The 22,332-nt window shown below is 62.7% G+C and carries 17 protein-coding genes; 16 read left to right on the top strand and 1 reads right to left on the bottom strand.

Features of this window, described 5'->3' with window-relative positions; all coding sequences use genetic code 11:
• Positions 1 to 68: 68 nt before the first annotated feature.
• From NN662_RS19790 to NN662_RS19715, 16 genes are all read left to right on the top strand, one after another.
• Positions 69 to 1,349, top strand: a complete 1,281-nt coding sequence (locus NN662_RS19790; protein WP_261932138.1) for an ABC transporter substrate-binding protein — start codon at positions 69 to 71, stop codon at positions 1,347 to 1,349.
• Positions 1,350 to 1,416: 67 nt separating this feature from the next.
• Complete coding sequence (locus NN662_RS19785; protein ID WP_261932137.1) at positions 1,417 to 2,310, top strand: carbohydrate ABC transporter permease; 894 nt, start codon at positions 1,417 to 1,419, stop codon at positions 2,308 to 2,310.
• Between the two features lie 127 nt (positions 2,311 to 2,437).
• A complete protein-coding gene (locus NN662_RS19780; RefSeq protein ID WP_261932344.1) occupies positions 2,438 to 3,208 on the top strand; it encodes a carbohydrate ABC transporter permease in 771 nt (256 codons plus the stop codon).
• A 12-nt stretch (positions 3,209 to 3,220) separates the two neighbouring features.
• Positions 3,221 to 4,300, top strand: coding sequence for an ABC transporter ATP-binding protein (locus NN662_RS19775; RefSeq protein ID WP_261932136.1), 1,080 nt, complete (start codon positions 3,221 to 3,223; stop codon positions 4,298 to 4,300).
• A 12-nt stretch (positions 4,301 to 4,312) separates the two neighbouring features.
• Positions 4,313 to 5,602, top strand: coding sequence for a Gfo/Idh/MocA family protein (locus NN662_RS19770; RefSeq protein ID WP_261932135.1), 1,290 nt, complete (start codon positions 4,313 to 4,315; stop codon positions 5,600 to 5,602).
• A 10-nt stretch (positions 5,603 to 5,612) separates the two neighbouring features.
• Positions 5,613 to 6,635: a Gfo/Idh/MocA family protein gene (locus tag NN662_RS19765; protein ID WP_261932134.1), complete on the top strand. Its 1,023-nt coding sequence runs from the start codon at positions 5,613 to 5,615 to the stop codon at positions 6,633 to 6,635.
• Entirely contained in the window at positions 6,632 to 7,702 is a 1,071-nt protein-coding gene (locus NN662_RS19760) for a Gfo/Idh/MocA family protein (RefSeq protein ID WP_261932133.1), read from the top strand. Before NN662_RS19765 ends, NN662_RS19760 begins: the two co-directional genes overlap by 4 nt.
• Before the next feature lie 237 nt (positions 7,703 to 7,939).
• Positions 7,940 to 9,277, top strand: coding sequence for a glycoside hydrolase family 28 protein (locus NN662_RS19755; RefSeq protein WP_261932132.1), 1,338 nt, complete (start codon positions 7,940 to 7,942; stop codon positions 9,275 to 9,277).
• Positions 9,278 to 9,315: 38 nt separating this feature from the next.
• Positions 9,316 to 12,393 (top strand): alpha-mannosidase, encoded by a 3,078-nt coding sequence (locus tag NN662_RS19750; RefSeq protein WP_261932131.1) that lies wholly within the window; start codon positions 9,316 to 9,318, stop codon positions 12,391 to 12,393.
• Positions 12,390 to 13,499: a LacI family DNA-binding transcriptional regulator gene (locus NN662_RS19745; RefSeq protein WP_261932130.1), complete on the top strand. Its 1,110-nt coding sequence runs from the start codon at positions 12,390 to 12,392 to the stop codon at positions 13,497 to 13,499. Before NN662_RS19750 ends, NN662_RS19745 begins: the two co-directional genes overlap by 4 nt.
• A 207-nt stretch (positions 13,500 to 13,706) precedes the next feature.
• Positions 13,707 to 15,518, top strand: coding sequence for an ABC transporter substrate-binding protein (locus NN662_RS19740; protein ID WP_261932129.1), 1,812 nt, complete (start codon positions 13,707 to 13,709; stop codon positions 15,516 to 15,518).
• Positions 15,519 to 15,685: 167 nt separating this feature from the next.
• On the top strand, positions 15,686 to 16,672 hold the full coding sequence (locus NN662_RS19735; RefSeq protein ID WP_261932128.1) for an ABC transporter permease: 987 nt from the start codon (positions 15,686 to 15,688) through the stop codon (positions 16,670 to 16,672).
• A gap of 7 nt (positions 16,673 to 16,679) precedes the next feature.
• On the top strand, positions 16,680 to 17,843 hold the full coding sequence (locus tag NN662_RS19730; RefSeq protein WP_261932127.1) for an ABC transporter permease: 1,164 nt from the start codon (positions 16,680 to 16,682) through the stop codon (positions 17,841 to 17,843).
• 14 nt (positions 17,844 to 17,857) lie between these two features.
• Positions 17,858 to 18,910 carry an ABC transporter ATP-binding protein gene (locus NN662_RS19725; protein WP_261932126.1) on the top strand — a complete coding sequence of 351 codons (1,053 nt, stop codon included), beginning with the start codon at positions 17,858 to 17,860 and terminating at the stop codon, positions 18,908 to 18,910.
• Entirely contained in the window at positions 18,907 to 19,956 is a 1,050-nt protein-coding gene (locus NN662_RS19720; RefSeq protein WP_410010993.1) for an ABC transporter ATP-binding protein, read from the top strand. The genes NN662_RS19725 and NN662_RS19720 overlap by 4 nt, the downstream gene beginning before the upstream one ends.
• Positions 19,953 to 21,218 (top strand): HAD family hydrolase, encoded by a 1,266-nt coding sequence (locus NN662_RS19715; protein ID WP_261932125.1) that lies wholly within the window; start codon positions 19,953 to 19,955, stop codon positions 21,216 to 21,218. The genes NN662_RS19720 and NN662_RS19715 overlap by 4 nt, the downstream gene beginning before the upstream one ends.
• A 62-nt stretch (positions 21,219 to 21,280) precedes the next feature.
• Here NN662_RS19715 and NN662_RS19710 read toward each other — a convergent pair whose 3' ends face one another.
• Entirely contained in the window at positions 21,281 to 22,174 is an 894-nt protein-coding gene (locus NN662_RS19710; protein ID WP_261932124.1) for a helix-turn-helix domain-containing protein, read from the bottom strand.
• Positions 22,175 to 22,332 lie beyond the last annotated feature (158 nt).

Below are 22,332 nucleotides of genomic sequence, written 5' to 3'. Positions count from 1 at the left end.
GTGTCAGAGCGAAAACGGTCCGTCGGCGTGCGGAACACGCCGGGAACTTATTTGAGGAGGAGACAGGAATGGAACTTACACGACGCTCCCTTTTGGGAACCATGGGCGCACTGGCCGCCACCACCGCCCTGCCGGCCGTGCCGGCAATGGCCGCCGACCGGACGATCCGGCACTTCTGGTGGGGCAATCCCAACCGCGACAAACGGACGTTTGCGGTCATCGACGTCTTCCAGAAGCATCATCCGGATATCAAGGTTTCGGGCGAAACCATCGGCTGGGGTGACTACTGGACGAAGATGGCGACCCAGACGGCCGGCGGCAACATGGCCGACCTCGTGCAGATGGATTACCGCTATCTCTTCGAATATGTGCGCCGCGGCGCCCTGAAGCCGCTCGACGAATATGTCGGCAAGACGCTCAATATCGCCGATTTTGATCCCGGTCCTCTCTCGGGCGGTCAGGTCGACGGCAAGCTCTACGCGCTCAACATCGGCTCCAACAGCCAGGTCCTGGTCTACAACAAGAAGGCATTCGAGGATGCCGGTGTCGACGTCGACGTCATCAACTGGACGCGCGACGACCTGCCGAAAGTCTGTGAGAAGATCACGTCTGCTTCCGGCGGCAAGATGAAGGGCTCGGACGACCTTTCGACCGCTGTCGACGTCATGGAAATCTGGGTCCGCCAGAACGGCCGCGAGTTCTACGATGCCGACGGCAATATCGCGGCGACCGAAGAGGACGTCGCGACCTTCTGGCAGTACTGGGCGGAACTGCGCAAGGCCGGCGTTGTCGCCGACAAGGATCGCACCGTCATCCTCAGCCCGCCGCTCGGCGAATCCGGTATCGTCAGCGGCGCGACGGCCATGTCGCAATACTGGTCGAACCAGCTCGTCGGCATTCAGGCGCTGATGAAGGACCCGATCGGCGCCGCCATGATCCCGCACAAGAAGGACGCACCGTACGGCCAGTTCATCAAGCCGTCTATGTTCATGTCGCTGACCCGCGACGCCAAGGATATCGACGCGGCCATCATGTACATGAACGACTGGGTCAATGATCCGGAAACCATCGATATTCTCGGCCTCGAGCGCGGCATTCCCTGCTCGCCGAAGGTGCGCGAGGCGTTGATGCCGAAGCTGACCGAAACGGAAAAGGCGTCCATCGACTACTTCAACGCCATCCAGGACCATGTCGGCAAGCTGCCGCCGCCGCAGCCGAAGGGCGCCGGCGAGGTCTACGATACCTTCATGCGGACCGCCTCCGACGTCGTGCTCGGCAATATCGAGCCGGCCGAAGCCGCCGGGCAGTTCATCCAGGACGCGCAGGACATCGTCGACCGCGCCCGCTGATCCGCATTCAGGGCGGAACCCGAGCCTTCACGGTCCGGGTTCCGCCGGTTGATGAAAAGGCCTCCTCATGAGACGCTTTCTTGCCCGGAACGCTCCCGGCTACATGTTTCTGCTTCCCTGGCTGCTCGGCTTCTTCCTGCTGGCCCTGGGGCCGATCCTTGCTTCGCTCTATCTGTCGTTCACGCGCTACGACATGGTGAGTGCGCCGCGCTGGACCGGGTTCGGCAACTACGTCTACATGTTCACCCGCGACCGCCGCTTCTGGAAAGCGATCGACGTGACCTTCAGCTATGTCGCGATGGCCGTTCCGGCGCGCCTCATCATGGCGCTCGGCGTGGCGATGCTGCTCGACAAGGGTCTGCGCACCATCAGTCTTTACCGGGCGATCTTCTATCTGCCATCGCTGCTCGGCTCGTCGATTGCCATCGCCATCCTCTGGCGCCAGCTGTTTTCGGGCGACGGTGCCGTCAACCAGCTGCTGGCGATGGTCGGCATTCAGGGGCCGTCCTGGATCACCGATCCGAACACCTCGCTCTACACGCTGGTGGTGCTCGCCATGTGGCAGTTCGGCTCGCCGATGCTGATCTTCCTCGCCGGCTTGCGGGCCATTCCGCGCGATCTTTACGAGGCCGCCGAGATCGACGGGACGCCGCGCTGGCGGCAGTTCCTCCGCATCACGCTGCCGCTGCTCGCTCCGGTCATCTTCTTCAATCTCGTGCTGCAGACGATCGACGCCTTCAAGACGTTCTCCAGCGTCTTCATTATCTCGCACGGCAACGGCGCGCCGGCAGACAGCCTGCTCTTCTACACCGTCTATCTGTTCAACGAGGCCTTCAAGTTCTTCCGCATGGGCTATGCCTCGGCACTCGCCTGGGTGCTCCTGATCATCATCGCCGCCTTCACGGCGCTGGCCTTCCTGTCATCGAAATATTGGGTGCATTATGAAAACGACCGCGACTGAACAGGACTTCGCCGGTCAGTTGGAGGAGGCCGCACAGGTCGCCCACGGCCTGAGGCTCAAGCGCGAGAAACAGGACCGGCGCGCGCGCATCCTGAAGCACGTGTTCCTGATCGGCGTCTCCTGCGTCATGCTCTATCCGCTGCTGTGGCTGGTGAGCTCCTCGGTGAAGCCGGAGAACGAGATCTTCACCAGCCTGTCCGTCTGGCCGCAGAAGTTCCAGTTCGACAACTACGTCAAGGGCTGGAACGGACTGCCGATGCCCTTTACCGTGTTCTACAAGAACTCGCTGATCGTCACCGTGCTGTCGGTGATCGGCAACCTGATTTCCTGTTCCTTCGCGGCCTATGCCTTTGCGCGGCTGAGGTTTACGGGCCGCAGCTTTTTCTTCGCGCTGATGATGACGACCCTGATGATCCCGTATCACGTGGTCCTCATCCCGCAGTATGTGGAATTTCTGAAGCTCGGCTGGGTCAACACCTATCTGCCACTGGTAGTACCGAAATTCCTGGCGACTGACGGTTTCTTCGTCTTCCTAATGGTGCAGTTCTTCCGCCAGCTGCCGCGCGAACTCGACGAGGCGGCGATGATCGACGGCTGCTCGCCCTTCAAGATCTACTGGAAGATCATCCTGCCCCTGTCGCTGCCGGCGATGGGCACGGCGGCGATCTTCTCCTTCATCTGGGTTTGGGAGGATTTCCTCGGGCCGCTCATCTACCTCAACGACATCAAGACCTACACCGTGCCGCTGGCTCTGCGCCTCTTCCTCGACGCGGAGGGTGAATCTGTCTTCGGCCAGATGTTTGCCATGTCCGTCCTGTCGCTGGTGCCGGTGGTCATCTTCTTCATCCTTTTCCAGAAACTGATTGTGCGCGGCATCGCCACATCCGGAATGAAATAGGGAATTTCGAGAATGGTAGGATTGACGCTTCGAAACGTCGGCAAGCGCTATGGCGCGCTGAACATTATCCAGAACATGCATCTCGATGTTCACGACGGCGAGTTCCTGGTTCTTGTCGGCCCGTCCGGCTGCGGAAAGTCGACGCTGTTGCGGATGATCGCCGGCCTGGAGGATATCAGCGACGGCACGATCGCCATGGACGGGACGGTGGTCAACGACCTGCCGGCGTCGAAGCGCGAACTGTCGATGGTGTTCCAGAGCTACGCCCTTTACCCGCACATGAACGTGGCGAAGAACCTCGCCTTCGGGCTGCAGAACTTCAAGGTGTCACGCACCGAAGTGGATCGCCGCGTCGCCGATGCGGCCCGCGTCCTGCAGATCGAAAAGCTTCTCGACCGCAAGCCGCGGCAGCTCTCGGGTGGCCAGAAGCAGCGCGTCGCGATCGGCCGTGCGATCGTCCGCGAGCCGAAGCTCTTCCTCTTTGACGAGCCGCTGTCGAACCTCGACGCCGAACTGCGCGTGCAGATGCGCGCCGAGCTTGCCGCCCTTTACGCAAGGCTCGGCACGACGATGATCTACGTTACCCACGACCAGGTGGAGGCGATGACGCTGGCGAGCCGCATCGTCGTCTTGCGCGGCGGCAAGATCGAGCAGGTCGGCACGCCGCACGAGCTTTATACGAGGCCGCAGAACCTGTTCGTCGCCGGCTTCATCGGTTCGCCGAAGATCAACATGATCGAGGCGCGGCTGGAGCGGCGGGACGGGCAGCTGATGGCGATCGCGGACGGATTGGAGCCGTTTGCCATTCCGGATCTCGGCACGACGGACGGCACCATCACGGTCTGCGTGCGTCCGGGCTCCGTGCATGTCGGGCCGGGAACGGTCGAGGCGAAGGGAACGATCCGGCTGGTCGAATATCTCGGCAACGAAACGCTGCTGCATGTCGACCTGTCATCCGGCCAGACGCTTCTCGTCAGCAGCCGCGGACACGCCGAACAGAAGGCGGGCGACGCCATCACCATCGGCTTCGACCTTGCCGACCTTCATTACTTCGACAAGTCGGGTCAACGCATAGAACCCTCCCAAGCATGAAAGCCAGTACCCATGAAAATCGCCATTGTAGGGTGCGGTTCGCGGCACAAGATGTTCCGCGATTCCGTCACCGAGGACTATCCCGACAAGCATGAGATCGTGGCGCTTTGCGACAGCAATGCGCATCGTCTGGGCGAGGCGGCCAAGGCTGTCACCAAGCCGGGCACCAACGGCGTCGCCACCTATCTCGCCGATGATTTCGACCGGCTGATCGCGGAGCAGAAGCCGGACACCATCGTCGTCACGACGCCGGATTTCCTGCATTCCGACTATATCGTCCGGGCCTTCGAGGCCGGCTGCGACGTCATCTGCGAAAAGCCGCTGACCATCGATCTCAATCGCCTGAAGAAGATCATGGACGCGCAGAAGAAAACCGGACGCAAGGTCAAGGTGACATTCAACTACCGCTATTCGCCGGCGCGCACGCAAATCAAGGAGGTTCTGGCCTCCGGTGCGATCGGCACGATCACCGCGGTCGATTTCCGCTGGCATCTCGATCGGGTGCACGGCGCCGACTATTTCCGCCGCTGGCATCGCCAGAAGGAGAATTCCGGCGGTCTTCTGGTGCACAAGTCGACCCACCATTTCGATCTTCTGAACTGGTGGCTCGCCTCCGCCCCGACAGAGGTGCTGGCATCCGGGAGGCGCGTCTTCTATCGGCCGGAGACGGCCGTCGAACTGGGGCTTGCGGGCCACGGCCCGCGCTGTCACGGCTGTCCCGTCGCCGAGAAGTGCGACTTTCGGCTGGATCTCGCCGGCGACGGAAACCTGCGCAGCCTCTATCTCGAGGCCGAAGAGGTAGACGGCTACTTCCGCGACCGCTGCGTCTTCGATGAGGACATCGGCATCGAGGACACGATGCAGGCGCATATCCGCTACGCCTCCGGCGTGACGGCGAACTACACGCTGACAGCCTATTCCCCATGGGAAGGGCTGGAGATCAAGTTCCAGGGCACCAAGGGTGATCTCACCCACCGCCATGTCGAGGTGCACGGCGTTTTCGGCGGCGTGCGCGAGCATGCCGGCAAGGAAGCGATCACCACCGAACTGCATCTCGCCGGCAAGCCGCCGCAGATGCTCGATGTGCCGGCCGGCAAGGGCGACCATGGCGGCGCCGATCCGCTGATGCTCGGCTACATCTTCGATCCGGACGGGATGGAGCCGGACCGCTACAACCGCGCCTCCGACCACGTCGCCGGCGCCTGGTCGATCCTCACGGGGATTGCCGCCAATGCCTCGATAGAGACCGGCTCGCTGGTCAACATTTCCTCCATGCTGCAGGCCCGCGGCATCAAACTCTGACGGTATGACAATGACAAGCAATCTGAAGATCGGAGTGATCGGCATCGATCACAACCACATTTACGGCATGGTGAGCGGCATGCTGGAGGCCGGCGCGACGCTCGTCGCTTGGTCGACCGGATCCGCGACGCCGGAGAAGGTCTGCGGCGCCTTCCGCTCCGCCCATCCGGATGTTCCGCAGGTCGAGGCAGATGCCATTCTGGCAGACGAGAGCATCGGCCTGGTCCTGTGCTCCGGCATCAACAGCGAACGGGCCGGTGCGGCGCTCGCCGCCATGCGCCACGGCAAGGACGTGATGGTCGACAAGCCCGGCTGCACGAGCCTTGAGCAGCTTGCCGAGATCCGCCGCACGGTTGCGGAAACGGGACGTATCTGGAGCGTCTGCTTTTCCGAGCGCTTCCGGGTGGAAAGCTGCACGCTCGTCGACCGGCTGATCGCCGAAGGGCGGATCGGCAAGGTCGTCCAGACGGTGGGCCTCGGTCCGCATCAGCACAATCCGCCGGCGCGGCCGGACTGGTTCTGGGACCGGCAGAAAACGGGTGGCATCCTGACCGACATCTGCGCCCATCAGTTCGACCAGTTCCTGCATTTCACCGGTTCGACAGAGGCACGTGTCGTCGCCGCCCATGTCGGCAACGTGGCCAATCCGGATCGGGCCGGCTTCCAGGACTTCGGCGAAGCGCTCATCGAAGGCAATGGCGGCCGCGGCTATGCCCGCATCGACTGGCTAACGCCGGACGGGCTTCCGGTCTGGGGCGACGGTCGCATCACCATTCTCGGTACCGACGGCTATATCGAGATGCGGAAATATATCGACATCGGCGGCAGCCCAGGCGGCGATCATGTCTTCCTCGTCGACAAGAAGGGCATCGAGCGCTTCGACGCCACCGGCGCCGGCCTTCCCTATTTCGCCCGGCTGGCGGCGGATATCGCAGCGCGGACCGAGACCGCAATGACCCAGGCCCATGCCTTCCTCGCCACCGAACTGGCGCTGACGGCGCAACAGATTGCTGAGAACGGAGCCTCCCAATGACACAGCGTATTCGCGTCGCCGTCGCAGGCGGCGGCATCGGCAAGGCGCACATGGTCGCCTATGCCAAGCTGACCGACCTGTTCGACGTGCGCTATATCTGCGACCTCAACGACCAGAAGGCGCGGGAAGCGGCCGAACTGATACCTGGATGCAGCACGACGCCCGACATCAACGAGGTCCTGGCCGATCCCGAAGTCGATCTCTTCGACAATTGCCTGCCGCCGCATCTGCATGCGCCGATGTCGATTGCCGCGCTTGAGGCCGGCAAGCACGTCATCTGCGAGAAGCCGATCGCCGGGTCCCTGCTTGATGTCGATCGGATGGCCGATGCCGCGGCCCGCTCCGGCCGGCAGGTCTTTCCGGTCTTCCAGTACCGCTACGGGCCTGGGTATCGCGCCGCCCATGAACTGAAAACGCGCGGGCTCCTGGGGAAACCCTATGTCATTTCGCTTGAAACGCATTGGCAGCGCGGGCCGGACTATTACGCCGAGCCCTGGCGCGGAACCTGGAAGGGCGAACTCGGCGGCGCGATCGTCAGCCACGCCTGCCATATCCACAATCTCACCACGCATCTTGCCGGCGATATCACCGAAGTCGCAGCCTTCCTCGACACGCGGGTCAATCCGATCGAGAGCGAGGATTGCGCCGCGATCACCATGCGCACGGCCGACGGCGCGCTGGTGACCTCGTCGCTGACGCTGGGCGCCGCCGGAAACACGTCGCGCTTCCGTGCCTGCTTCGAGCATGTGACGATGACCTCCAGCACGGAGGCATACCGGATCGGCGGCGGCGACTGGCGTTTCGAGGCGACCGATCCGGCGCGTCAGGCCGAGATCGACGCGATTGTCGCCGGCTTTTCGGACGGGCTCGAGCGCTTCTCGGGGATGTTCACCGAAATCCACGCGCGCCTGAACGGAAAGCTGGATATCTTCCTGCCGTCGATGGAGGAGGGGCGCCATTCGATCGAGCTGATGGCGGCGCTCTACGATTCGGCGCGCAACGGCAGGGTCGTTCGCCTGCCGCTTGCCGCGGATCATCCTCTGCATCAGGGCTGGCTGGCAGCCTGAATTCACGCTTGCCGAATATGCTGGAAATTGATGGCCTGTCGTGCGTCCCGCATGGCAGGCCAGCGCTTTTTCGGCGCATGCAGGCGCGGCATCCGGCTTTCCCCATATGTAAGTGAAAAAATTTGAATGAAATTCTGATCGATAAGACGCTCATCCCTTCCTGTCATGTCTTGTTTATACTGGATATATAGATAATATCCGCAACCAAATGAGGAGTTTGGTGCGAGTGTCTTCAATATGAATGAAAATATATTCATTAGGCGTGATGGGGAGGTGACCACAGCGCTTCAGCTCGCCATGGATGTCGCCGCCGCCGCTGGAGATCGCCTTGTGCTGCAGGCGGGCGTGCATCTTTGCGGTGCCCTGCGTCTCCCCTCCGGGCTCGATCTGGTGCTGGGCGAAGGTGCGGTCCTGCGTTTCGTTGCCGATTATGCGGCCTATGCCTCCAACCGGGTGGACGTAATCGCGGAGGATTCCGACACGGCGATGATGGTCGCGCAGGGCGCGTCGTCGATCCGTATCTCCGGACCCGGCGTCATAGAGGCGCCCGGCACCGATTACATCGTCGGTCGGCTGGAGGACATGGGCACCCATGTGCCGGCGGCAAAGCGTCCGCGCGTGCTGGTCATGCAGGGGTGCGAGAATGTCGACCTCGGCGGATTGTCGGTACGCTCGTCGCCGATGTGGACCATTCATCTGATTGACTGCCGCACGGTGCGGATCGAAGGGCTTTCGGTCGACAACGACCGTGAAATGCCGAACACGGACGGCATCGTCATCGACAGCTGTCAGGATGTCGTCATCCGCGATTGCGACATCGCCACCGCCGACGACGGCGTCGTCCTGAAGACGAGCATCGGACCGGACGGCAGGGCGGTCGGCGCATGCCGCAATATTCTGGTCGAGCATTGCCGCATCGAAAGCCGCAGCTGCGCCCTGAAGATCGGCACGGAGAGCCATGGCGATTTCGAGGCGATCACCTTCCGGGACTGCGATATCGTCCGCTCGAACCGGGCGATCGGCATCTTTTCGCGTGACGGCGGCCATGTGCGCGGCATTGTCGGCCAGCGGCTGCGGGTCGAGGCGCACGAGACGCCGGAAGGCTTCTGGGGCTCCGGCGAGGCGATCACCATCAACGTCATCGACCGACGGCCGGGCAAGCCAGCGGGCCGGGTCGAGAACGTCGTCTTCGAGGATATTTCCGGCGCCATGGAAGGGGCCGTCAATCTGGTTGCCGACAGCCGCTCCGGCATAGCCGATGTCCGGCTCGCCCGCATCAATCTGCGGCAGGTACCCGGCCGCTACCGCGGCGAACGCTACGATGTGCGTCCCACCCATTTCGATCTCGCGCCATCCCCGGATGCCGCCGGTCGCGCAAATGCCTGGGTCAAGGACGAGAATGGACAGGTCATCGGTCTGGTCGCCTATCCCGGCGGCATGCCTGGCCTGCTGTCGCAGAACGTCGAAGGGCTGACGCTGGAGGATGTCGAATTCGACAGGCCATCGCCTCTCCCTGAAGGCTGGAACCCGGAGGCCGTCGTCCTGCTGACCGGCCAGCCGGCAGTCTGGTCCTGACCCTATCCTGATTGCGGCTCTGGAGGAGGGGCCATCCCATGAAGCGTATCCGCAAGCTCGATCACCTGCTGTCCCGTCTGCAGGAAAGAATTTTCCTTCCGCTCGGCGTCGACGTTCCGCTTCGCTACCGGCCCGCCGAAGCACGGGAACGGGACAAGGTGGCAGCGTCGGACCGCAGTGACTGGGTTGTCGTCGATCGTGACCTCGTCTGGGGCGAGCCCGACGGCTATTACTGGTTCGGCGGCCATGTGACGCTCCCGGAAGCGGCCGCAGGCAAGCGCATCGTGGTGCGCGTCGAAGCGGCGTTCGGCAGCGTCATGGGGCGCAGCGACCCGCAATGCCTGGTGCGCGTCGATGGTGCAATCCGCCAGGGCGTCGACGGCAATCACCGCGAATTCCTGCTCACGGACAAGGGTGTTGCGGGCGCCAGTTTCGATATCCTCATCGAGGCCGGCACGATCGAAGACCGGCGTCAGCTCGGTTTCGGCTGCGCGCTTCATGTCCACGATGTCGAGGTCGACGATCTCTATTACGATCTGCGCGTGCCGCTCGAGGTGGCTCGTCTGCTCGCCGTCGATGATCCGCGCCGCCATTTCATCCTCAACCATCTCAACGCGGCGATCGATTGTCTCGATCTGCGGCCGGGCAATGAGACGCGCTTCCGGGCGTCGGTTGCAAAAGCGCGCGACGCCGTTCAGGCCATCTATGAAGTGGAGGATTTCGAGGAAAAGCCGACCATCGTTGCAACCGGCCACACCCATATCGATGTCGCCTGGCTCTGGCGCGTGCGCGAAACCCGGCAGAAGATGGCGCGTTCCATGGCGACCGCACTGTCGCTGATGGAGGACTTTCCCGACTACCGCTTCATGTACAACCAGTGCGTCCTCCTGGATTATCTGGCGCAGGACTATCCCGAACTGTTCGGCCGCATCCAGGCGCAGGTGGAGACCGGGCGTTTCGAGATCGAGGGCGCGCTCTGGCTCGAGCCGGACGTGAACATCGCCGGCGGCGAGGCGCTCGTCCGTCATATTCTCTACGGCGTCGATTACCACCGGAAGACCTTCGGTGTGCGTCCGCGGATGATCTGGCTGCCGGATACCTTCGGCTACTCCGCCAGCCTGCCGCAGCTGATGGACAAGTCGGGTCTCGATACCTTCGTCACCCACAAGCTGTCGTGGAACGATACCAACCGCATGCCGAACGAGACGATGTTCTGGCAGGGGATCGACGGCACCCAGGTCGCCGCCTATTTCCTGACGACGCAGCCCTATGATTCCACCAGTCTCGGCACGACCTACTGCCCCAATCTGAAGCCGACCCATGTCATGGGCACCTGGCGCCGGCACGGCCAACAGTCGCTCAACAAGGAGCTGTTCCTGGTCTATGGCCATGGCGATGGCGGCGGCGGTCCGACCCGCGAGATGCTGCAGAACATCCGTCGGATGGAGCGTGGCATTCCGGGCTGCCCGAAGGTCAGCCACGAGACGATGCGGCCGTTCTTCCACCGGCTGCTTGCCCGCATGCAGGCCGAGCCGGAGCGTTTCCCGGTCTGGGTCGGCGAACTCTATGCGGAATTCCACCGCGGCACGCTGACCTCGGTCGCCAAGAACAAGCGCAGCAACCGGCTCGCCGAAATCGCCCTGCGCGAGATCGAGGCGCTCGCCGTCATGGCGCAGACCCATCTAGGCATCGCCTATCCGGCTGCCGAAATCCGCCGGCTCTGGGACATCGTGATGCTCAACCAGTTCCACGATATCCTGCCCGGCTCGTCGATCGGCGCCGTCTATGAGGACAGCGATCGCGACTACGCGGCCTTCTTCGAGGCATCGGAAAAGCTGCGCTCGGACCTTGCCGGGCAACTCGCACCGGCGGGCAAGGCGGCTGTGTTCAACGTCACCGGCCGCGTGCGGGCAGGGCTTGGAACGAGTGCCACGAGCGTTCTGCCGGGACAGGAGCAGACGATCCTGCGGGCCGACGGCACCAGCGCCTATGCGGTGCCGGTCGCCGATCTCCGCCCTCTGGCCTTCACGACGCTGGATGACGCCGTTTGCCCGGTCGATGACATGGGGTTGTCCGTTTCGGAGCGGCATCTGGAAAACGATCGTTTGCGGGTGCGCTTCGATGCGTGCGGCCGCATCGTCTCGCTGTTCGACAAGATGCAGGACCGCGAGATCCTGCGGGACGGCACGCTTGCAAATCGGCTGCAGGCGTTCCGCGACATGCCGGCCCAGTACGATGCCTGGGACATCGATTCCGACTTCGAGGATCAGCTGTTCGAGATCGACGATCTGGTGAGCGTCGCTGTCGTCGAAACGGGGCCGCTGCGGGCCGCAATCCGCTTCGAGTGGCGGTATGAGCATTCGTCCGTCGTTCAGGTCGTGTCGCTTTCTGCCGGCGCGCGCCAGATCGAGGTCGATTGCTTCATCGACTGGCACGAGCACAATACTCTGGTGAAGACCGCGTTTCCTTTGGCGATCAATGCGGAGGCAACGGACGCCGAAATCCAGTTCGGCCATGTGCGGAGGGCAAGCCATCGCAATACCTCCTGGGACAGCGCCCGCTTCGAATGCTCGATGCAGCGCTGGGTCGATGTTGCCGAGCCCGGCTTCGGCGTGGCCTTCCTCAACGATTGCAAATACGGCTACGACGCCAAGGGAACCGACGTGCGGCTGACGCTTCTCCGGTCGCCGACATATCCGTGGCCCGAAGCCGATCAGGGCGAGCACCGGCTGCGCTATGCCGTGTTCGTTCATGACGGCGACAAGCTTGCGGTCCACCGCGCCGCCGAGGACTTCAACCTGCCGCTCCATGTCGATTTTGGGGCAGGGGTGGACGATCGCAGCCTGCGCTCGATGGTCAGTGTCGAAACGCCCGGCGTCACGGTCGAAGCCGTTAAGGCCGCCGAAAGCGGGGAGGGCGTCGTCGTTCGTCTATGGGAAACCGAAGGCGCGCGCCGGACGGCCCAAATCTCCTTCGACCCCGTCATCGCGGGTGTCGAACGGGTGGACCTCTTGGAAGAAGGAGCCGAGGCGATCGCTCTCGGAGCGGGCGGCGTGTCGATCGACTTCAAGCCGTTCGAAATCGTGACGCTGAGATTGCGCGGAGGCGGGGCGTGAGCCCCGGCCCGACGCAAGGTCGCTCCACCCGGGGTGACTTCGCGCCGCTGCACGAGCGCACCCAGCGCAAGATCGGCATCAAGGACGTGTCGCGCGAGGCGGGCGTCTCGCTCAGCACGGTGTCACATGCCTTGAACGGGACCGCGCCGATTTCGAAGGAGGTCCGCAGCCGCGTGCTGGAGGCGGCCAGGCGGCTGGGCTATCTCGCCAAGCGCCGACAGAAGGGGGCGATCGCCTCGCTGACGACGGTCTATCTGGCGGTGCCGTCCAGCAACCTGCCGCACAATGACATCAACCTCGTTTCCTGGACCTTGCTGACGGCCCTGTCGCGCGAATGCGAGCGGCGCGGCATACGCGTCGTCGCCCATAACGGTGCCGCCAGTTTCGACGCTGCCGACATCATTGCCAATGCGCGGGAGGCGAACGCGGAGGGGATCGTTCTCGTCTATGACGACAATCCCCGGCTGCTGGAGGGCTTTGCGGACTGCGACATGGCGGTGGTTCTCCTGAACGGCGAGGACCCCAGCATGCGCATCGACACGGTTACGCCGGGCAATCGCTATGGTGCGCGCCTTGTCACCGAATGGCTGATCGGCAGGGGGCATCGCCGTATCCTGCATCTGACCTGGCGCGGACGCAGTACGATCACCCGCCGCATGGACGGTTTCATCGACGCCTATCTCGAGCGCGGTCTGCCGCCGGATCTCGGAGAGGTTCTCCACGCGGAGGGCTACGAGCCGCATCATGCGCGTGCGGCGCTCGGTCGTTTTCTCTCTGAGCGTGGCGGACTCAGCGGCTTTACCGCGATCTTCTGTGCGGCCGACAATCTGGCGATCGGCGCGTTGAGCGCGTTGCAGGAGCAAGGTTTCAGCGTTCCCGACGACATCGCCGTCGTCGGATTCGACGGCGTTGCGCCTTTCGATCTGACCGTCCCGGCGCTGACGACCGTCCGGGTTCCGCTGGAAGAGCTCGCCGCGCGAACCGTTCAGGTGCTGGAGAATCGGCTATCGGATGCCTCGGCGCACCTGCCCGCCTGCCGCATCGAGCTGGGCTGCGAATTGATCGAGCGGGAAAGCGCCGGACATTGTCCTTTTGTGGATAAATGAAAATATTTTTTAACTTGATTTTGAGTTGTCAATAAAACATCCTCCGGCTCAGCGCCATTTACTGGGGATTGCGGAGGCAAAACCAGCGCATATTGATCAATCTGGGAGGGTTGAATGAAAATTCGTGAAAATATTTGCACAATGTTGGCCAGTGTTTCTCTGGCGGCATGCCTCGCCGGTTCGGCTTTTGCCTTTCAGGAATCGCCGATGCTGACCGAAGAGGTCAAGGCAGGCAAGCTGCCGCCGGTCGACGAGCGTCTGCCCGAGCATCCGACAGTCGTTCAGGCGGTCGAGGTGGGCAAGTATGGCGGCACCTGGCATCGCGGTTTCAAGGGTCCCGGCGACCGCTGGGGTCCGACGAAGCTGATGGAAGAGCGCGTGGTCAAGTGGAACCAGGGCGCCGATGGCAAGCTCAAGCTGGTACCCGGCTATATCTCCTCCTATTCGGTCAGCGACGATTCCCGCGAATTCACCTTCTCCCTGCTGAAGGGCCTGAAGTGGTCTGACGGCGTGCCGGTGACGACGGATGACGTCGAGTTCTGGTACAAGGACGTCTTCCTCAATAAGAACCTGTTGTCGTCGATCGACCAGACACTGGCTCCCGGCGGCAAGCCGATGAAGCTGGAAATCATCGACAAGCAGACGTTCAAGGTCAGCTTCGATCAGCCCTATGTCTACTTCCTCGACATTCTTGCCAAGGATTCGACCGGCGATCCGAGCCTCGACCGTCCGAGCTTCCTGTTTCCCAAGCACTACCTGAAGCAGTTCAACGACCACTATGCGACGCCGGAAGAGCTTGCTGCGGCGACCAAGAAATTCGGCGTCGAGAAATGGCAGGATCTCTGGGGTTCCAAGGGCGCTGCGACGGCATGGTGGCAGAACCCGGACCTGCCGGTCATCACCGCCTGGAAGATCGAAAAGCCGGCCCCGGCCGATGTCGTCACCATGGTGCGCAACCCCTATTATTACGCGGTCGACCAGGCCGGTAATCAGCTTCCCTATATCGACCGGATCTCGCACCGCCTGTTCAGCGAGCAGGAGGCCTTCAACCTCATGATCGTCCAGGGCCAGATCGACATGCAGATGCGCTATGTCGAGCCCCAGGACTTCACCTTCTACAAGGAGAACGAGGCGAAGGGCGACTACAAGGTTCACCGCTGGACGCAGGCGCAGACCTGGTCCCTCGTTCCCAACCTGACGGTCAAGGACGAGGAACTGCGCAAGCTGTTCGAAAACGCCGACTTCCGTGAAGCGCTGAGCATTGGTATCGACCGCGATACGGTCAACGAGTTGGTGTTCTCCGGCCTTGCCGAAGCGCGTCAGGCGGCTCCGGTCACCGGCTCGCCGAACTTCGATCCGGATCTGGAAACCCACTGGGCCGAATATGATCCGGACAAGGCGAACGAGCTTCTGGACAAGATCGGGCTGACCAAGCGCGACAGCGACGGTTATCGTCTGCGTCCGGACGGCAAGCGCCTGTCGATCGTCGTCGAGATGCAGCATGCCAACGGTCCGAAGACCATGGAAATCGTCGCCGACAACTACAAGGATATCGGCATCGAACTGCTGCCGCGCATGATCGACCGTACCCAGTGGGATGCGGATCGCGACAACAACGAGTTCCAGATGCAGTGGTATCCCTTCGACCGCCTGTCGGTGGTCGCCGCCGATCCACGCATCATGATGGGCAGCGACGGCTATGCCCAGCAGTACTATGTCTGGTACTCGACCAAGGGTGCTTCGGGCATGGAGCCGCCGGCCGATCATCCGATCCGCAAGATCTTCGCCGATTGGGATGCGGCTTCGAGCGCGAGCAAGCGCGCAGACGCGGACGCCTCGCTCAACGATCTCATCAAGACCTTCGTCACCGAGGGCTATGTGATCGGCGTGGTCGGGGAATCTCCGGCGATTTCGGTTGTCAAGAACGACTTCCACAATTTCCGCGATGACCTGATCGAGGACGATATCACGCGCGGCATCGGCCTCGGCCAGACACAGCAGATGTGGATGGGCAAGTAAGCCTGCGACTGATCAGCAAAGCCGATCCGCGATCCCCTGGGGGCCGCGGATCGGCATCTTCCGCATTTGGCGGACGGGTTGTCTGAAAGCTCTGGCTATCCCGAAAAGCGAGGCGGCAAATCGCCGTCCATTGGAATTAATGCCGCCCGAAAAGCGGAGGAGAAGTGATGCTGGGTTACATTTTGCGGCGCCTGTTATGGGCCATTCCCACGCTGGCATTCGTTTCGTTCATCTCTTTCGTCATCATCCAGCTGCCGCCGGGCGATTTCGTCACCGCCTATGTGGCCCAGCTGCGCAACGGCGGCGAATATGTCACCGAAGTGCAGGAGGCGATCATGCGCCAGCAATACGGGCTCAACGACCCGTTGCTGGTGCAATATTGGCGCTGGATCTCCAACATCATCTTCCACGGCGACTTCGGCCGTTCGCTGGAATGGAACGCACCGGTGAGCGCCCTGATCTGGGACCGGCTCAGCCTGACGCTGATCCTCTCAAGCCTCAGCCTCGTCTTCACCTGGATCATCGCCATTCCGGTCGGCGTCTATTCCGCCACACGGCAATATTCGGCCTTCGATTATATCTTCACCGTGTTCGGCTTCCTCGGAAAGGGCATACCCGACTTCCTGCTGGCGCTGATCCTGATGTGGGTCGCCTTCGTCTGGATGCATATCGACGTCGGCGGTCTCATCTCGCCGCAGTTCGAAAACCAGCCCTGGGATATCGCCAAGTTCGTCAACATGCTCTCGCACATCTGGATCCCGCTCGTCGTTCTGGCGACCGGGGGCGCGGCCGGGCTGATCCGCGTCATGCGCGCCAACATGCTCGACGAACTACGCAAGCCCTATGTCGAAACCGCCTATGCTCAGGGCTTCGGCGAGCGCACGGTCGTCTGGCGCTATCCTGTGCGGGTCGCCCTCAACCCGTTCATCTCCACCGTCGGCTGGGCCCTGCCGGCACTCTTTTCCGGCGACGTGATCACCGCCGTGGTTCTGAACCTGCCGACCACCGGCCCGATCCTCCTGCAGGCGCTGAAGATGCAGGACATGTATCTGGCCGGCAGCTTCATCCTGATCCTCAGCGTCTTCACCGTCATCGGCACGGTGCTGTCCGACATTCTCCTTGCGCTTTCCGATCCGCGCATCCGGTTCTCGTGAGGCCATCATGACCGACGTTCAATCGCTCGCCGACCACGGCACGCTTCCCGCCGCTCCGCCGCTCGCCCCGAAGGCGGCCGCGAAGGAGGAAAATCTCTATACCGCCAAACCGCGCCAGCTGATCTGGTGGCGCTTCCGCAAGCACAAGCTGGCGGTCGTTTCCCTGTGGTTCATGATCATCCTGAGCGCGCTGGCGGTGTTTGCCGATTTCGTTGCGCCCTATCAGCCGTTTTCGCTGAGCAAGCTCAACACCTTCGCGCCGCCGAGCGTCGTGCGCCTCTTCCATGAGGGCGAGCTGCAGCGGCCGTTCATCTATGCCTTGAAGCGCACGCGTGACCTGGAGACCGCACGGGTGATCTACAAGGAGGACCAGTCGAAGGTCCTTCCCATCGAGTTCTTCGTGAAGGGTGAGGAGTACAGCTTCCTCGGCCTGTTCGATGCCGACATCCATCTCTTCGGCGTCAATGACCGCAAGCAGAAGATCAATCTGCTGGGAACGGATTCGCTTGGCCGCGACCTGTTCACGCGGCTGATCTACGGCGCCCGCGTCACGCTTTCGGCCGGCCTGATCGGTGTCGCCTTCTCCTTCGTGCTCGGCCTGACGCTCGGTGCCATATCCGGCTATTACGGCGGCTGGCTCGATGCGATGATCCAGCGCCTGATGGAGTTCATACGCTCGATCCCGACGATCCCGTTGTGGATGGGCCTTGCCGCAGCGCTGCCGATCGCCTGGGATCCGCTGTTCGTCTACGTCCTGATCACGATCATCCTGTCGCTGATCGGCTGGACTCATCTCGCCCGCGTCGTGCGTGGCCGGTTCTTCTCACTGAAGACGGAAGACTATGTGCTGGCCGCGCGTCTCTCGGGCGCATCAGAATTCCGCATCGTCACGCGGCACATGCTGCCGGCCATGACGAGCTACATCATCGCCGCGCTGACGCTCGCGGTGCCGGAAATGATCCTCGGCGAAACCGCGCTGAGCTTCCTCGGCCTCGGCCTCCGTCCGCCGGTCGTCAGCTGGGGCGTGCTGCTGCAGGACGCGCAGAACCTGCGCAGCATCTCGCTCGCACCCTGGCTGTTGTCGCCCGGCATTGCCGTGGTCCTCGTCGTTCTCGCATTCAACTTCATCGGTGACGGATTGCGCGATGCCGCCGATCCGTACGGCCAGTGAAGGGAGCAATAGCCATGTCCAATCCGAAACTCCCGCTCGCCCCGATGCCGCCGGAACGGTTGATCGAACTCGACAATGTCGGCGTGCATTTTCCCACCCGCGAAGGCCTCGTGAAGGCCGTCAACGGCGTGACTTATCACGTCAATCGCGGCGAGGTGCTGGGCATCGTCGGCGAAAGCGGTTCCGGCAAGTCGGTGACCGCCCGCTCCATCATGCGGCTGCAGCCGAAGAATGCGATCGATGCCAGCGGCACGATCCGCTTCCGCCGGTCGAACGGCGATGAAATCCTGATTTCGGCGGAAGGCCGGCAGTCGCGGACGATGCGGGAATTGCGCGGTGGCGAGATCGGCATGGTCTTCCAGGAGCCGATGACGGCGCTCTCTCCGGTCCACACGATCGGCACGCAGATCGCCCGCACAGTCATGCTCCACCGCAAGGTGTCGAAGGCGCAGGCGCGGGAACGCGCCATCGAGCTACTGACCCGCGTGCAGATGCCGCGTCCGCAGGACATCGTCGATCGGTACCCGCATCACCTGTCGGGGGGCATGCGGCAGCGCGCCATGATCGCACTGGCGCTCGCCTGCGACCCCGTTCTGTTGATCGCCGACGAGCCGACAACCGCGCTCGACGTCACCACCGAGGCGCAGATCCTCGAACTGTTGAAGTCGCTCCAGCAGGAGCTCAACATGGCGATCGTCTTCATCACCCACAATTTCGGGGTGGTGGCCGATATCGCTGACCGGGTGGCTGTCATGTATCTCGGCCGCGTGGTCGAGACCGGAACGGTCGACGAGATCTTCTACGAGCCCAAGCACCCCTATACCCAGGCACTGCTGCAATCGATCCCGCGGCTCGGCAAAAGCCAGGGGCGGCGCTTGCGCACCATCTCCGGCATGGTGCCGGACCCCTACAATGTTCCGCCCGGCTGTTCCTTCCACCCGCGCTGTCTGCATGCGGTCGACGGCATCTGCAATGTCGAGACGCCGCCGGACATCGCCTTTCCGGACGGCCAGCGCGCGCGGTGCCATTTCGCCGGCAAGATCGCAGTCGAGGAGGCCGCCCAATGAACGCCCCCACCACCACGCCGACCATGGACGACAGCACGCTGATTTCCGTCCGCGCGGCGAAGAAGTATTTCCCCGTCACGCAAGGCTGGTTCAACCGCGAGGTCGGCACCGTCAAGGCCGTCGACGACATCAGCTTCGATATCCGCAAGGGCGAGACCTTCGGCCTCGTCGGCGAAAGCGGCTCCGGCAAATCGTCGATCGCCCGGCTGATTTTGAGAGCCTATGACCTGACGGGTGGCGAGATCCTGTTTCGCCGCAACAGCGGCGAGGTGGTCGACATCACCCGGCTCGGCGATCGCGAGATGCGCGAGATCCGCCGCGAAATGCAGATGATCTTTCAGGATCCCTATTCCTCGCTCAATCCGCGCATGACGCTGCTCGACCTCGTCGGCGAACCGCTGGTCATCCACGGCGCCGGCACCGCGGCAGAGATCAAGGACCGCGTGCAGGAGCTCTTGGGGCTCGTCGGCCTGCGCCCCGAATATGTGATGCGCTATCCGCACGCCTTTTCCGGTGGCCAGCGCCAGCGCATCGGCATTGCCCGCGCGCTCGCGCTCAATCCGAGCTTCATCGCCGCCGACGAGGCCGTTTCGGCCCTCGACGTGTCGGTTGCCGCGCAGAACATCAACCTGATGCAGGACCTGCAGGAGAAGTTGGGGCTCACCTACCTCTTCATCACTCACGATCTCGGCATGGTCGAGCATATCTCCGACCGCGTCGGCGTCATGTATCTCGGCCGGCTGATGGAAGTCGGTTCGACCGAGGATATGTTCGCCAAGCCGATGCATCCTTATACCGAGGCCTTGCTTGCCGCCGTGCCGCAGCCCGATCCGCGCGGCAACCGGACGCGCAAGCGGGTGCCGCTGAAAGGCGAGATCTCCGACGCGATGAACATTCCGACCGGCTGCCCCTTCCATCCGCGCTGCGCCTATGCGGACGACAAGTGCCGCGGCGAAGTGCCGGAACTGCGCGCCATGCCGAACGGCCGTCAGGTCCGCTGTCACCACGCCGAGAGCCTCGATCTCGTCGGGGTTGCCGAGGTATGACAACTACGGATTTTGTCGGAGCGCCGCTCGCCGATCTCACCGGTCTGGCAAGCGATGCCGATTACGCGCTGGCTCGCCAGTATGCGCCAATTCTGCTGCTGGATGAGAATGAGCCCTATGCGGCGCTGGCGGCAGGCTACACGGTCTATCGCGGCGAGGCGCAGTCGGTCTCCTCTAAGTTCCGCATGGTGCCAGACGGCGCCTGCGTGATCGAATATGCCGTCTGGTATGACTGGGACATCCAGCATCTCTACGATCTCGAACACGTCTGGGTTCATGTCGGCCATGACGGCGCTGTGACCAGGGTCGAGGCGTCGCGTCATGGGTCGCGGCGCAGCATGGTCCGGCCGGACGGCTCGCTGCCCGTGAGGGGAGGGCGTCCCGAGCTTTATAGCGAACCCGGCAAACATGCCCACTGGGCCGACGGCGCCGAGATGCGCGCGAAATCGGGCGTGCTGATTGAGGCCATGTGCGGTGCGATGGCCGGCGAATACGGCATTCATCTCTCCAACCGTTTTTCCGATCGCGGTCTCTTGTCGGCGACCGCCCTGGAGCGGCGTCTGGCCCGGCTGAAGATGAAGCGCGATGCCTTCCGCCCGACATGGATCTTCAGCCGCAGCAGCGATGACGGCGACGGCATGGTGCTGGTGCCCTGGCCGGTTCTCGAAGGCTGGATCCCGAAGCGGGTGACCGCGATCGCTGCGTCGCTCAAAGGGACGATCCCGCATCTCGCCGCAGTGTTTCTCGATTGCGGCGATACGCTTGCCGACGAAGCGACGGAAGAAAAGATCGGCGGCAGCGAGGTAGTGGTGAAGGCGGACCTCATTCCCGGCGCCGGCGAGGTCGTCCATCAGCTTGCCGACAGCGGCTATCGCCTGGCGCTGGTTGCCGACGGTCCCCGGGCAACTTTCGAAAACATCCTGAAGACCCACGGCCTGTGGGACCTCTTCGAAGCGCATGTCATCTCCGGCGACATTGGCGAGTTGAAGCCGTCGGCGAAGATGTTCGCCGCCGCCTGCGACGTCCTGCGTCTCGACGAGGCCGACAGGGCGCGCACCGTCATGGTCGGCAACAATCTCGAACGCGACATACTGGGCGCCAACCGCTTCGGCCTGATCAGCATCTTCCTTGCCTGGTCGAAACGCCGCAGCCACCGCCATCGACTGCGTCGCGAGCGGCCACTCCTGACGATCTCGCATATCTGGAAACTGCCGGATCTCCTGGAGCGGATCGAGCTCAGCCTGCCAATGGGTGACCGATAGGTCAGGAAACGGGCCGCGTCGGTATCGGCACATAGGCCCATGCCGCTCCGTCTTTCGCATCGTCACTTGTACGGGGTGATGATGTTGTCTTCGAGGATGCGGATGGCGTCCTCGCCCTTCATGCTGCGCCGCCAGAGGCTTTCGGTCATCGACGCGTGAAGGGAGACCGCTTCGGGCGCCGAGGAGACCGAGGCGACGCCGATGCGGACGTTCGGGAAGGCGCCGAGCCTGAACGGGCTGACGGCCAGCGTGCGATGCGTGCCGGAGCGGAACAGCTGGAAACTCGAGCCGGGGATCGAATCGACGACGAGGCCGATCTGAGTGCCGATCGGTTGGTCGCGCAGCATGCGGACGATGTTTTCCACCTCATTGAGCGCAACGCGCCGGCGCTTGGCGATGTCGATGTTGGAGAGGCCGTAGGCGCCGACGAAGCCGACGCGGACGAACTGCTCCAGCTCGGCGGCGGAGATCAGGCTCAGGACGGCGGGCTTGCGGTGGCGATAGGTCTCCTTGCGCTGCTGCAGGATGCCGATCAGCGTCTTGATTTCGCCGAGCGACTTTTCGCGGAAGGGCGCGTCGAGGGGAACGCTTTCTTCCAGCACTTCCTTCAGGAACTCGTCGTAGAGATCGGTGGTAAGGAGATAGGAGACCGGGCCGAACAGGACCTGAATCTGGTCGACCTGTTCTTCGAGCTGCCGCATCCGTTCGAAGAAGCCGACCGCATTCGGAATGTATTCCGTTCCGATGCCGAGAAGATTGGGCAGGGTGACGCCGAGCTTGTCCGCGATCATGACGAGCGTGTCGACCTTCGGCGTGGCGCCGGCCTCGTAGCGATAGATCGCCGCCCGGGATATGCCGATCTGGTTGGCCAGGTCTTCCGGCGTCAGCCCCGCGCCGATCCTGAAAGCCTTCAGGCGTTGCCCGATTTCGCGGATCGAGTTTTCGGCATCGCTCATTAATTTCCCCCATGCCAGACCTGGCGCTTGCAACCAGGCAAATTTTGGTAAAAATACACGAAGCGGCGATGAAAGAAAGACAATTCTCATTTTTGAGAAAAGTATTGACTTTGAGATTTCCCCGTCCTTAGATGGCTTTTTTCCGACATAAAAAGTTC

Source organism: Rhizobium sp. NRK18 (assembly GCF_024385575.1).
Classification (GTDB): domain Bacteria; phylum Pseudomonadota; class Alphaproteobacteria; order Rhizobiales; family Rhizobiaceae; genus JANFMV01.
Note: the sequence above shows the minus strand (reverse complement) of the source record. Positions and strands in the feature narration are given on the sequence as shown.

Coding starts and splice junctions, on each gene's coding strand:
- NN662_RS19790 (WP_261932138.1), top strand. CDS start 69: ATGGAACTTACACGACGCTCCCTTTTGGGAACCATGGGCGCACTGGCC.
- NN662_RS19785 (WP_261932137.1), top strand. CDS start 1,417: ATGAGACGCTTTCTTGCCCGGAACGCTCCCGGCTACATGTTTCTGCTT.
- NN662_RS19780 (WP_261932344.1), top strand. CDS start 2,438: ATGCTCTATCCGCTGCTGTGGCTGGTGAGCTCCTCGGTGAAGCCGGAG.
- NN662_RS19775 (WP_261932136.1), top strand. CDS start 3,221: ATGGTAGGATTGACGCTTCGAAACGTCGGCAAGCGCTATGGCGCGCTG.
- NN662_RS19770 (WP_261932135.1), top strand. CDS start 4,313: ATGAAAATCGCCATTGTAGGGTGCGGTTCGCGGCACAAGATGTTCCGC.
- NN662_RS19765 (WP_261932134.1), top strand. CDS start 5,613: ATGACAAGCAATCTGAAGATCGGAGTGATCGGCATCGATCACAACCAC.
- NN662_RS19760 (WP_261932133.1), top strand. CDS start 6,632: ATGACACAGCGTATTCGCGTCGCCGTCGCAGGCGGCGGCATCGGCAAG.
- NN662_RS19755 (WP_261932132.1), top strand. CDS start 7,940: ATGAATGAAAATATATTCATTAGGCGTGATGGGGAGGTGACCACAGCG.
- NN662_RS19750 (WP_261932131.1), top strand. CDS start 9,316: ATGAAGCGTATCCGCAAGCTCGATCACCTGCTGTCCCGTCTGCAGGAA.
- NN662_RS19740 (WP_261932129.1), top strand. CDS start 13,707: ATGCTGACCGAAGAGGTCAAGGCAGGCAAGCTGCCGCCGGTCGACGAG.
- NN662_RS19735 (WP_261932128.1), top strand. CDS start 15,686: ATGCTGGGTTACATTTTGCGGCGCCTGTTATGGGCCATTCCCACGCTG.
- NN662_RS19730 (WP_261932127.1), top strand. CDS start 16,680: ATGACCGACGTTCAATCGCTCGCCGACCACGGCACGCTTCCCGCCGCT.
- NN662_RS19725 (WP_261932126.1), top strand. CDS start 17,858: ATGTCCAATCCGAAACTCCCGCTCGCCCCGATGCCGCCGGAACGGTTG.
- NN662_RS19720 (WP_410010993.1), top strand. CDS start 18,907: ATGAACGCCCCCACCACCACGCCGACCATGGACGACAGCACGCTGATT.
- NN662_RS19715 (WP_261932125.1), top strand. CDS start 19,953: ATGACAACTACGGATTTTGTCGGAGCGCCGCTCGCCGATCTCACCGGT.
- NN662_RS19710 (WP_261932124.1), bottom strand. CDS start 22,174: ATGAGCGATGCCGAAAACTCGATCCGCGAAATCGGGCAACGCCTGAAG.